12 protein-coding genes are annotated in these 11,665 nt (G+C 57.4%); 8 read left to right on the top strand and 4 right to left on the bottom strand.

Going from position 1 to position 11,665, the window contains the following annotated elements:
- Positions 1 to 90: 90 nt before the first annotated feature.
- Together I6I12_RS07420 and I6I12_RS07415 are read right to left on the bottom strand one after the other, a co-directional pair.
- A complete protein-coding gene (locus tag I6I12_RS07420) occupies positions 91 to 384 on the bottom strand; it encodes a hypothetical protein (protein WP_023021683.1) in 294 nt (97 codons plus the stop codon).
- Between the two features lie 191 nt (positions 385 to 575).
- Complete coding sequence (locus I6I12_RS07415) at positions 576 to 1,259, bottom strand: IclR family transcriptional regulator (RefSeq protein WP_200287619.1); 684 nt, start codon at positions 1,257 to 1,259, stop codon at positions 576 to 578.
- Positions 1,260 to 1,311: 52 nt separating this feature from the next.
- Between I6I12_RS07415 and leuC the strand changes: the two genes are divergently transcribed.
- The 3 genes from leuC to I6I12_RS07400 all read left to right on the top strand — a co-directional run bounded on the left by leuC (position 1,312) and on the right by I6I12_RS07400 (position 4,422).
- Complete coding sequence (leuC, locus tag I6I12_RS07410) at positions 1,312 to 2,733, top strand: 3-isopropylmalate dehydratase large subunit (RefSeq protein WP_200287618.1); 1,422 nt, start codon at positions 1,312 to 1,314, stop codon at positions 2,731 to 2,733.
- 21 nt (positions 2,734 to 2,754) lie between these two features.
- Positions 2,755 to 3,345, top strand: coding sequence for a 3-isopropylmalate dehydratase small subunit (gene leuD, locus I6I12_RS07405; RefSeq protein WP_200287616.1), 591 nt, complete (start codon positions 2,755 to 2,757; stop codon positions 3,343 to 3,345).
- A gap of 201 nt (positions 3,346 to 3,546) precedes the next feature.
- Positions 3,547 to 4,422, top strand: a complete 876-nt coding sequence (locus I6I12_RS07400; RefSeq protein WP_200287614.1) for a hypothetical protein — start codon at positions 3,547 to 3,549, stop codon at positions 4,420 to 4,422.
- Between the two features lie 104 nt (positions 4,423 to 4,526).
- Here the strand turns inward: I6I12_RS07400 and I6I12_RS07395 are convergent, their stop codons facing one another.
- Positions 4,527 to 5,525: an NUDIX hydrolase gene (locus I6I12_RS07395; protein ID WP_200287613.1), complete on the bottom strand. Its 999-nt coding sequence runs from the start codon at positions 5,523 to 5,525 to the stop codon at positions 4,527 to 4,529.
- 162 nt (positions 5,526 to 5,687) lie between these two features.
- On the opposite strand from I6I12_RS07395, the gene I6I12_RS07390 reads away from it, so the two are divergent.
- Both I6I12_RS07390 and I6I12_RS07385 read left to right on the top strand, forming a co-directional pair.
- The gene (locus I6I12_RS07390) at positions 5,688 to 6,686 is read left to right on the top strand and encodes an NAD(P)H-dependent glycerol-3-phosphate dehydrogenase (RefSeq protein WP_200287611.1); all 999 of its coding nucleotides are present in this window, start codon (positions 5,688 to 5,690) and stop codon (positions 6,684 to 6,686) included.
- A gap of 22 nt (positions 6,687 to 6,708) precedes the next feature.
- Positions 6,709 to 7,770 (top strand): D-alanine--D-alanine ligase family protein, encoded by a 1,062-nt coding sequence (locus I6I12_RS07385; protein ID WP_200287609.1) that lies wholly within the window; start codon positions 6,709 to 6,711, stop codon positions 7,768 to 7,770.
- A gap of 14 nt (positions 7,771 to 7,784) precedes the next feature.
- On the opposite strand, the gene I6I12_RS07380 is transcribed toward I6I12_RS07385, so the two are convergent.
- Positions 7,785 to 8,684: a DUF3515 domain-containing protein gene (locus I6I12_RS07380; protein ID WP_234288098.1), complete on the bottom strand. Its 900-nt coding sequence runs from the start codon at positions 8,682 to 8,684 to the stop codon at positions 7,785 to 7,787.
- On the opposite strand from I6I12_RS07380, the gene I6I12_RS07375 reads away from it, so the two are divergent.
- Genes I6I12_RS07375 through I6I12_RS07365 form a run of 3 tightly spaced genes read left to right on the top strand, consistent with a single transcriptional unit; the run spans position 8,632 to position 11,664 of the window.
- Positions 8,632 to 9,669: a thiamine-phosphate kinase gene (locus I6I12_RS07375; protein ID WP_200287607.1), complete on the top strand. Its 1,038-nt coding sequence runs from the start codon at positions 8,632 to 8,634 to the stop codon at positions 9,667 to 9,669. The genes I6I12_RS07380 and I6I12_RS07375 overlap by 53 nt on opposite strands.
- Before the next feature lie 2 nt (positions 9,670 to 9,671).
- Entirely contained in the window at positions 9,672 to 10,310 is a 639-nt protein-coding gene (locus tag I6I12_RS07370) for a uracil-DNA glycosylase (protein WP_200287605.1), read from the top strand.
- A 10-nt stretch (positions 10,311 to 10,320) separates the two neighbouring features.
- Complete coding sequence (locus tag I6I12_RS07365) at positions 10,321 to 11,664, top strand: DAK2 domain-containing protein (RefSeq protein WP_200287604.1); 1,344 nt, start codon at positions 10,321 to 10,323, stop codon at positions 11,662 to 11,664.
- The last annotated feature ends 1 nt before the right edge of the window (position 11,665 follow it).

Below are 11,665 nucleotides of genomic sequence, written 5' to 3'. Positions count from 1 at the left end.
GCGGAAGGGTAGACATAGAAATGGCCGCCGGGACCCACAAGGTGAAGGGCCGAGGCGGCGCATAATGAGGGGCTAAGCCCCGAGCTGCAACTAGTGCTCGTCGTAGTGATCGCCGTGTGCGGCGTGGCGGTGGCCGTCGTGCAGGTAGTCCACATGGTCGCCGTGCGGGATTGCTACGTGGCCGCAGCCTTCACCATGAGTGTGGTCGGTGTGAGCCTCGGCTTCTACGTGCTCGGTGGTCTCGCACTCGTCCCAGTGGCCATCGTGCTCACGGTGGATATGACCTTCGTGGAGGTAGTCGGTGTGGTCGCCGTGTGGGAAGGATACGTGGCCGCAATCGGTGCCGTGGGTGTGGGTGTGGTTCTCGTGGGTGGTGTGGGTCATGATGACTGGTCCTTTCTGGCGGGGATTAGTCCCCGTTGTTTTCAACGTATTTTCATTAAATCGTATTTTCAGTTTGGTTTCAATAGCTGGAGGCGAGTTTCCTCAAATTTTTTTAAATGAGTAGAAAAAGGCAATGCCCGTCTCTGCAACGATTGGGCAGAGACGGGCATGGTGGGGGGGCGAGGGGAAGCTTAAAGCTGGCTGCTCAATTCGCGAGCGGCTGCCGTGAGGGTATCCGCGTACTTTTGGGCGGGTGATGGCTGGAAGCGCTCGACAGATCCGGAAATGGACAAAACTGCCAGGAAAGTTCCGGCTTCGTCGAAAACCGGTGCAGAAATAGAGGCTAGCCCAGCTTCGCGTTCTTCAATGGACTCCGAATACCCTTGGCTCCTTGCCGCTTCGATGTCCTGGAGAGTAAACGAGGCGTCTTCGATATTGACATCTACATAGGCGGCAATGATGCGCGCTGCGGAGCCGGAGCTAAGTGGTAGCTGGCGTCCTACGGGGACGACATTATGAAGGCCAGACTCGGGTTCCCTAGTGGCAATACAGGTGCGGGTATTTCCAGTGACCTCGTAAAGCTGGATGGACTCGCCGGTGTCTTCGCGCAGCTTCTCCATAATTGGTCCCGCCACTTCCAGTAGGTGGTCACGGTTGCCAGGGAGGGCTGGACCGGCCTTCCACTTTCCTTCGGGGGTGCGAACGAGGATGCGGTGCGCTTCCAGTGCGGTGGCTAGCCGGTGTGCCGTCGCCCGAGGTAGGCCCGTGGTTTCACATAGTTCGTTGAGGGTGGAGGGGTGGTTGGCGGCGGCCATCATGATGGCCATTGCTCGATCCAACACTTTAATTCCGGAAACTGCGCTATACTCTCCCATACAATGAAATCTACGTCCCAAATTATGAGATTTCAAGTGTGGAGAGATGTTTATGAACCAGAAGCTGACATTGGCGGAAAAAGTGTGGCGCGATCACGTCGTCCAACCCGGTGATGCTGGGGCACCAGACCTCATCTTTATTGACTTTCAGCTACTACATGAAGTTACCAGTCCACAGGCCTTTGATGGTCTGCGGCTGGCTGGGCGCACACTGCGCCACCCTGAACTGCACTTGGCAACCGAGGACCATAACGTTCCCACGCAAGGCATTAAGTCTGGCAACCTCTTGGAAATCAAGGATGAGGTTTCTCGCACCCAGGTATCGACCCTGCGTAAGAACTGCGAGGATTTTGGTGTGCGCTTGCATTCCATGGGAGATGCACAGCAAGGCATTGTCCATACAGTTGGCCCACAATTGGGTATCACCCAGCCAGGTATGACCATTGTCTGCGGCGACTCGCATACCTCCACCCATGGTGCCTTTGGCTCAATCGCAATGGGCATCGGCACCTCTGAGGTGGAGCACGTCATGGCCACGCAGACGCTTTCCTTGAAGCCTTTTAAAACGATGGCGATTGAGGTGACGGGCGAATTGCAAGAGGGAGTCTCCGCCAAAGATCTCATCCTGGCCATAATCGCCAAAATCGGTACCGGCGGCGGACAAGGTCACATCATTGAGTACCGTGGTGAGGTGATCCGCAGGATGTCCATGGAAGAGCGCATGACTATCTGCAATATGTCTATTGAGGCAGGAGCCCGCGCCGGCATGGTCGCCCCAGATGAGACCACCTTTGAATATGTGAAGGGACGCGAGTTTGCTCCCAGCGGGGCGGACTGGGATGCTGCGGTTGACTATTGGAAGACGCTTCCCACCGACGAGGGGGCGGAATTCGATACCGTCGTTGAGATTGATGGTTCTGCCTTGACCCCGTTTGTTACGTGGGGAACCAATCCTGGACAAGGTCTGCCATTAGGGGAGAGTGTTCCAGATCCAGAAGACTGCGGTGACGACAATGAAAAGGCCACTGTAGAAAAGGCCCTCCAGTATATGGACCTGCAGCCGGGGACTCCGCTGCGCGATATCAAAATAGATACCGTATTCGTCGGCTCATGCACCAACGCTCGCATTGAAGATTTGCGCGCCGCTGCCGGTGTGGTCAAGGGCCGCACCATCGCCGAAGATACGCGGATGCTGGTAGTGCCGTCTTCAGCAGCTGTCAAGGCCCAAGCAGAGGAAGAAGGCTTAGATGAGATCTTCCGCCAGTTCGGCGCCGAATGGCGTACCGCTGGTTGCTCGATGTGCCTAGGAATGAATCCAGACCAACTAGCGCCGGGAGAGCGCTCAGCTTCAACCTCTAACCGCAATTTCGAAGGCCGACAAGGCCCAGGTGGGCGCACACACCTAGTCTCGCCCCAGGTGGCTGCCGCTACAGCCGTGACCGGATACCTGTCTAGCCCTGCTGACCTGAATTAAGCGCTTAGAAAGGCATTGATAATGGAGAAATTTATAACCCATACCGGAACTGGCGTACCGCTGCGCGTTACTAACGTGGATACTGATCAAATCATTCCGGCGCGCTACCTGAAGTCGGTTAAGCGTACAGGCTTTTCTGAAGGGCTGTTTTCTAATTGGCGCTCCGAAGAAAGCTTCGTGCTTAACCAAGAGCAATTTAAAAATGGGTCGGTGCTTTTTGCAGGAAGAGACTTTGGCACCGGTTCCTCCCGGGAACATGCAGTATGGGCGTTGAGTGAATATGGATTCCGTGCCGTGTTTTCTTCCCGCTTTGCAGATATCTTCCGCGGTAACGCAGGAAAGTCCGGCCTTATTACCGGTTTGATGGAACAAGGGGACATCGAGCTTATCTGGAAGCAGCTGGAGGCAGGAGAAACCCAGGTCACCGTTGACTTGGAGGCGCGAACGGTCACGGTGGGAGAAAATACCTACCGCTTTGACATCGATGACTACACCCGTTGGCGGTTGATGGAGGGACTCGATGACATTGGTATCACCCTCCGTAACGAGGACGATATTGCTGACTATGAAAAGCGACGCCCCGGCTTTAAGCCCTCTGTTATCGCCCCATAAATGGGAGCGCGGTTGGGGATGAACTTGCGCCAACACCCCTACAGTCCTTTCTAAAGAAGGGGCGGTGGGGGTGCTTTGCATTTGGGTATGAGTCTTGAGCACAAACCTTGGGGGAGCTGCGGGGGTAAAAATTGGTAACGTAAGAGTAACAATCACCTGCTCCAGTTTCCTGTAACAAAGTATGCCCCTAGCTTTAACTCTATGAGCAATCCCTATTCGAATAATGATTCCTTTAATTCAGGAAACAATGGTCCAGGTACTCCCGGACCTGCCAGTGAATCTGCGCCCTACGGAAACGGCGCGAACGGCCAACCAGGCTACGGGCAGCAGTACGGTCAGCAACAGTTCGGGCAACCCGGATACGCTGGAAGCACCTACCAAGGAGAAGATTCCCCTATTGGTCGTGACGTAGACGCCATTCAGGTCATCGCGGATAGCTTCCGCTACTTCGGCCGCAATTGGGCGCAGTGGATTTTCGGTCCACTGGTGCAGATGGTAGTTCTCTCCATCCTCTATTTGCTGTTGGTCGCCGTCCTAGCAGGCAGCGGTACATCCATTGACGCCCTAGCCAAAAGTGGCTCAGGTTCTGACGCGCTTACCGGTGGCCTCATTGCAGTAATGTTCTTAGCCATTATCGCCATGTTCCTCGTGTTTATTTGGGCAGCTAGCACCTGGTACAAGGCTGCTAATAAACAGGTTGATACCGGGATGCTGGAGATAAAGGACTTTCTGAGCTTTAAAAATGTCGCCGGTCTCATGGCGGTGTATGTGCTTTCGACCCTGGTTATTTCCCTGGGCTTCATTCTCCTGATTATTCCGGGACTCTTCGCCGCCTTCTTCTTTACCTGGATGCCGGCTGTTAAGGCCGCACGCCCTGAGCTATCCGTTGGCGAGACCTTTGGGGCTTCCATCGAAGTGGCGAAGAAGAATGTCGGAGTGACCATCCTAGTAGCCGTCTTGATTGCCGTCCTGTACGCAGTGTTGAGCTTTACCTTCGTCGGCATGCTTCTGTTCCCAGCACTGAACACCCTCATTTTGGTCCTCTTCGTCCGTCGCACGCTTGGCTTGCGCGGTTAGAAAACCCCGCAGCCGCACGATAGTTGCGCAAGTAAGGCCCTGCTCGTCCGCCGCATGAGATGGAAGGCAGGGCCTTAATTGTTGGTCGGGGAGGAACTAGGAAACTAGCGCACCGGCAGTGGGCTAGCCAGGTAATCGGCGCCGGTGAGCTCGCCGTTGTTGAAAGACAAGACCCACACAGAAGACTTCTTGAACTTCAGCTTGTCCACCGGCTTTTTAAGGAACTTTGGGGCGAGGTCCTCGATGATGCCGGGGATGGTGCCGCCTTGGCTGACGATAACGGGCACCCCGCCTTCGTTTACCACGCGGCGGAAGGCCTTCTTGGCTGCTTCTGGGTCGTTTTCCCAAGCCTCGTCGCCAAAGTTTTTGTTGATGGAGATGTCCTTGCCCAGTTCGTCGGCAAGCGGGGCAGCTGTCTGCTGGCAACGTTGGGGCAGCGCAGAGTAAATGGCAGTGGGCTGATAAGCGCTGAGCATCGGGACCAGCATTTCCGCTTGGCGACGCCCCTTCTTATCAAGCGGCCGCAGGTTATCATCGCCTTCCCAGCTGCCGCTTTCATGCGCGTGGGCGTGGCGGACATAAAGAACGCGCGTGGCCGGCGCGATGCGCAGGCGTTTGGCGGCTTTAGCCACCACTGCGGTATCTACGTCGTAGGACAAGAGATTTTGCGCCTCGTCGATAGGCAGCCAGCGCAACTCATCGGTCTCACTATTGGCGGAATAGGTGCCGCCCAAATACTTAGCCACCCAGTAGTAGACGACCTTGGTCCGCCCCTGGACCGGATAGGTTACCTTGCCAATGAGCTTGCCTAGCCGGACGCTGAATCCGGTCTCTTCCAGGATTTCCCTGGCTGCGGTGGTAGGAAGAGACTCGCCGGGATCCACCTTGCCCTTGGGCAGGGACCAATCATCGTAATGGGGACGGTGGATTAGCGCGATTTCCGGTTCCTGCGGAGAACCACGCCAGATAACGGCGCCGGCGGCAAGGGTAGTGCGGTGGAATTCTTTGGCTGGATCTACCGGGATTACTTGATGGCGGCCGGAGATAAATTCCTCGTGCTGTTGATCCTTGTCGGTTTCGTGCATCTTTTTAATATTGGGCATCGTCTGCCTCCACGGGGCCTTTCCACAGTAATTGGCTTCATTTAAACAACGTCTAAGCGCCCATTGTCCCACGGGTTAGGCGCGGTGTGCATCCCTGCCACACGGTCGGACAGACATGCTTTAAAGTTGAGGTTATAGCTTTGCACGTTTGGAGGAGACACCATGGTTAATGTTGCGGTGATGGGTGCCGGTTCTTGGGGCACTACCTTGGCCAAGGTCTTTGCGGATGCCGGAAATGACGTTCGCCTGTGGGCCCGCCGCGCAGAGTTGGCGCAAGCTATCAACGAGACCCACACTAATCCGGACTACTTGCCGGATACCCGCCTACCGGCGGCTGTGCGGGCGACTCATGATGAAGTGGAAGCATTGTCATGTGCCGAGGTCGTCGTATTCGGCGTTCCCTCCCAAACCTTGCGCGGCAACGTGGAAAAGTGGGCCCCGCATCTGCCTCAAAACGCGACCTTGGTCTCCATTTCCAAGGGTGTGGAGACCACCACGCTCAAGCGCATGAGCGAGGTCATCATGGATGCGGCGGGAGTGCCAGCAGACCGCGTGGCGGTACTTTCTGGCCCGAACCTGGCTAAAGAGATTGCCGCAGGCCAAGTGGCCGCCACAGTAATCGCCTGCCCAGATGAGGAACGCGCAAAGCGCGTCCAGGCGGCGGTGGCCGCGCCGTACTTGCGCCCGTATACCAACACCGATGTTATTGGTGCGGAAATCGGCGGCGCCTGCAAAAACGTCATCGCATTAGCCTGCGGTATAGCCTCTGGCAAGGGATTAGGCAATAACACCATGGCCACCATCATTACCCGCGGTTTGGCAGAAATTACCCGCCTCGGCGTGGAGTTGGGGGCGGATCCATTTACCTTCTCCGGCTTGGCTGGCTTGGGTGACTTGGTGGCAACATGTACCTCGACATTGTCGCGCAACCGTACTTTTGGCTATCGCCTGGGCCAAGGCGGCACCATTGAAGAGGCCAAGGCCGCCACCAACGGGCAGGTTGCGGAGGGCGTCTACTCCTGTGATTCTATCTACCGCCTAGCCCAGCAGGCAGACGTAGAGATGCCGATTACCCACGCGGTTTATGGTGTCTGCTACGAGGGCATGGCGGTGGAAGATATGCTCATCGCTCTGATGGGTCGGTCCAAGAAGTCGGAGTAGGTCAAGGGTAAAATCTGCGGGCATGACTGAAAAGACCCGCGTGGCCGTTATCTATGGCGGCCGTAGCACCGAGCACTCCGTATCCTGCGTCTCTGCAGGTGCGATCATGAATCACCTCGATCCTGAAAAATTCGAGGTGGTGCCTATCGGCATCACCCGCGAGGGCACGTGGACGCCCGGCACCACTGAGGGACTAGAGATTGTCAATGGTGTCATGCCAGAAGTCAGGCGAGGGGCGGAACTAACGCTTTCCCTGGATCCTAATGCCAGGGGCCAGTTCCATAACGTCACCGATGGCACGCTCTTTGCTGAGGTTGATGTGGTATTTCCCATCCTGCACGGGCCCTTTGGTGAAGACGGCACCGTCCAAGGTCTCTTTGAGCTCTCCGGCCTGCCCTATGTCGGGCCGGGCGTATTGGCTTCCTCGGTGGGGATGGATAAGGAATTTACCAAGAAGGTGCTGGCAGCGGCAGGCCTGCCGGTCGCGCCCGAGGTAATCCCCAAAGGTCGCACCGAGCTCAGCGAGGAAGAAAAGCAGCACCTAGGGTTGCCCGTCTTTGTAAAGCCCGCCCGGGGCGGATCATCAATCGGCGTATCCAAAGTGAATAGCTGGGAAGAATTCCCCGCAGCCGTTGACCTTGCTCTAGAAGACGACGAGAAAATCCTGGTGGAGCCAGAAATCGTAGGCCAAGAGGTAGAAATCGGTGTTTTGCACTATGCCGACGGCACACTGTTGGCGTCTGTTCCAGCACTGCTGGCGGGCATTGATGATTCTGACGAGGGCTTTTATGGCTTTGACACAAAGTACCTCGATAATGTGGTTACCGCGGAAATCCCTGCGCCTTTCACGCCTGAGTTGACCGAGAAGCTGCGCGACATGGCTGTTCGCGCATTCGAGGCCCTAAATTGTGAGGGCCTATCCCGGGTGGATTTCTTCGTTACCGAAGATTCCGTGTACATCAATGAAATCAATACTCTGCCGGGCTTTACCCCGATTTCGATGTATCCCCAGGTGCTCGCCGCTTCGGGTGTGGAGTACCCCGCTTTGCTTGAGGCCCTCATTGAGCAGGCGCTAGCAAAGTAGGGACGGAGTACTTTCTACTTTTCAGCGGTGTGCTTGGCGAGTACATCGCCAATCTCCACCAGTGCCGCTTGCGCGGCATCCTGTGGGGCGTGCAGGGCTAGGTAGTTTTCGCGGCCGAGGGCGAACCACGTGCCGGCTGTGGTGCCGTGGGCCAAGGTGGTGTCCTCGAACCACGGAATCTCGTTGACTTGCTGCAGCTTGACCCCAGCACGATAGTTTTCGGGCTTGGCCACACCGCAACGGGCCACGATGTCTTCGCGGCCATCGGCGCTCCACACAAAGGTATTCTTCTCCGCAACCTCGCGGCGGTGGTAGCCCTCGGCCACCGAATCAGGCAGGGCCTTTGCGATATCGGCGCACCTTTGCTCATCGCCCGCCTTGAGCTCCTTGAGCGGGGCCTTATGAGCGGGGGCAGGCTTTTCTTTGAGTGCTGAGAGGGCGTCGTTAAGCTCGCCCGGCTCGGCGTCGGTGGGGGCAGTAACGGCGACGATAGGGAAGCGCTGCGCCGCATACCAGGTGGTTAGGTTGGATCCCGGCGTGGCATCGCGCACCTTGTACCACTTTTCTCCCTCTAGGTCTTGGGTCTGGGCATACTCGGTGTACTGGAAAGGCATGTCCACGCCGCAGCGCACGGTGACCTTATCCTCAGAGTTAGCTGCCCATGCAGCGACACCGGAGGGCACAGGCTCGGCAATGTCTGCGCGCGGCTTATCCATGACCTTATCCGGCAGGGAATTGATAAAGCTATGGCAGGCTTGTGAATCTGCTTCCTTGGATTCCACGGGGGAGACCGCCACGGGTGCTTTGGCGATGTTATTGAATACGTACTTTGCGCCGAAGATGACCGCCAGAACCATCACTATGGACAACCCAAGTGAAATGAAGATCGCGGTGCGGTTAAATTGGGATGTCATAAGGGCTCATAGTATCGAAAGGACGCTGGTGAACTTAACTCAGACTCTCGCAGAGGTGGGAGAACGCAACGCCATTCGGGAAATTACCTCTGTGGCCTCGAGCAGGCTCAACGGAGATGACGCGGCGGTATTGCCTAGCGCACCACCGAATTCCCGCACCGTGGCAGCCACGGATTTGATGGTGGAGGGGCGTCATTTCCTGCGCGAGTGGTCTACCCCGCGCGAGATTGGTAAGAAAGCCATCTTGCGCAACTTCGCCGATGTTGAAGCCATGGGGGCGCGACCCGTTGCTGCCCTTTTAGCCATCGCCGCGCCAGGTGATACCCCAGTGTCCTTCGTGCGGGGCATCGCTGAGGGCATTGCGGAGCATAGCTCTTTCTATAATGCCGAGTTGGTGGGCGGTGACCTCACGAAGTCTGATCTTTTGGTCATCAACATTTCGGCCGTGGGTTTCCTCGGCGGCAGCCTTCCTGCCCTGACCTTGGACGGTGCGCGGGCAGGCCAGCACGTGGTAGCGCACGGCAAGATCGGCCACTCGGCCGCCGGCCTGGCCTTGTTAGAGCGCTTCGGCCGACAACTCCCCGCTGGGTACGAGCACCTCCAGCCGCTTATTGACGCCCATTGCGCACCCTGGCTCAATCCCGGTCGCGGTGTCATTGCCCGCGCCGCTGGGGTTACCGCCATGACGGATAACTCCGACGGCTTGATCCAAGACTGCACCACGATGTCTGAACACTCTTGCGTGCATATGGATTTGGATCCGCAGGCTTTGCAGCCGGAAGATTTGCTGTGCCAGGCCGCAGACCTTGTGGACTGTGACCCGTGGGAATGGGTACTAAGCGGCGGTGAAGACCACACCTTAATAGGCACGACCGCGAAAGACACCCCCTCCGGATTCCGGAAAATTGGCACCGTAACTCGGGGCTGCGGGGTTACGGTGGGAGGAAAGACACCGAGCTATCAGAAAGGCTGGCGAAGCTTTTAAATATGCACCCCACCTATCACCCTTCATGGGAGCCGGTGCTGGCGCCGGTAATAGAAGAGCAATGGCCACGGATTTCTCACGCCCTTGAGGGCCAGGAATATCTGCCCCCAGCTGAGGATGTTTGTCGCGCGCTGCGCATGCCACTAGATGAGGTCCGTGTGCTCATCGTGGGCCAAGACCCGTATCCCACCCCAGGGCATGCCATGGGCATGGCCTTTTCTACTCGCCCCGGCGTGAAGCCCCCGCGTTCTTTGGTCAATATTTACCGTGAACTTCACGATGATGTGGGGATCAACGGCCGAGAGGACGGCGATTTGAGTGCTTGGGCTGACCAAGGCGTATTGCTACTTAACAGGGTGCTGACCGTAGCCCCAGGCCAAGCAGGCTCGCACCGTCGCATCGGATGGGAAGAAATCACCGAGGCTGCCATCCGCGCGCTCAACCGCAGCCCCATGGTGGCGATCCTCTGGGGCCGCGATGCGCAAGCGTGTGAGCGCTTTCTTTCCGACGTCCCGTGTATCAAGTCTCCACACCCCTCACCGCTTTCTGCCAGCCGTGGCTTTTTCGGTTCTAGGCCCTTTTCCCGGGCAAACGCCCTTTTGCGGGACCAAGGCGCGCAGGAAATAGACTGGCGCTTGTAAACTATTGCGCATGTCATATCCCAGCACGCTGGATTCCTGCGGCCTGCGCAATTGGGCTACCCGCGCCGTGGGGGAATTAGCCCATCGCCGCGAGGAAATTAACGCACTGAATGTCTTTCCGGTACCGGATTCGGATACTGGTTCAAATATGGCGCACACCATGGAAGCAGCGGTTGCGGAGCTCGACAAAGGTGGCGATGTAGCTGATTCCCTCGCGCGTGGGGCGGTGCGTGGGGCACGCGGAAATTCGGGCATGGTGTTGTCTCAGGTTCTGCGCGGCGTAGCGGAGTCCACGGTGGACTCAGTTATTGACGGCTCCGTTTTTGCCCGTTCTTTGCAGCAGGCCGTGGAGTTGGTGGACCGAGCCATCGCCGAGCCAGTGGAAGGCACGGTTATTACGGTTTTGCGTGCAGCAGCGGAAGCCGCCGACGACTCCGCGGCGCGTCCTGGCGCGACCTTGCACGGCATCGTCAGCGGCGCAATCTCGGCCGCTCGGACTGCCCTAGAGCGCACCCCATCGCAATTGCCAGCCCTGCAGGAGGCTGGAGTAGTGGATGCTGGCGGAGCCGGCCTCGTGATTCTCTTAGAGTCCCTTCTCGCGGAGATTGAGGGCTCTACTGGGCATGCAGGTCTACCCGCCCCAGAGGAGGTCACCGTGCTGGAAGTGGTCTTTTTCTATGAAGGAGATATCGACGCGCTGCAGGCGGCAATTGCACCGATGGGAGATAGCTTGGTCATCGCTCGCGCTACCGAGGACAGCGCTAATGTGCATATCCACTCTCCGCAGGCGGGCGCCGTCATTGAAACCGCCTTTGCTAAAGGAAAGGTGACCAACTTGCACCTTGAGGTGCTGCCGGCTCCCACCGAACCCGCCGCCGAAGAATCAGTTGCTCGCCGAGTATACGCAGCCGCGCCGGCCGGGCCTATTACCGATCTTTTGGAATCTGCGGGCGTTACCGTTGTGCCACCGGAGAAACCCATTGCGGCCGAAGATGAGGACATTGTCCTAGTTACGGGGCTGAGTTCGCAGACTGGTGCCGGGCGAGTAGTGCCTGCACAGTCGCTAGTTGCTGCCTTGGCCGCTATCTCTGTCAATGAACCTAATAACCCAGATACGGGTGCTGTGGTCGCTGCTATGCGCGATGCAGCCAATTCCATGCGCGTAGCTCATCCCAGCCAGGAAACCCTTGCGTCAATCAGCGCCACCTGTCGCGATCTCTTGGCAGAAGGCGGGGAGCAGGTCACCATCTTAAGTGCCCTTGACGTAGATGAGGAGGATTTGGGCCAACAGCTACATGTGGATGTGGTGGCGCTTAACGTTCCGGATATTGCAACCGAAATCGGAGTGGAGTAGC

It is taken from the genome of Corynebacterium kefirresidentii (assembly GCF_016599755.1).
Lineage (GTDB): Bacteria > Actinomycetota > Actinomycetes > Mycobacteriales > Mycobacteriaceae > Corynebacterium > Corynebacterium kefirresidentii.
This window is presented reverse-complemented; position numbering and strand designations above follow the sequence as displayed.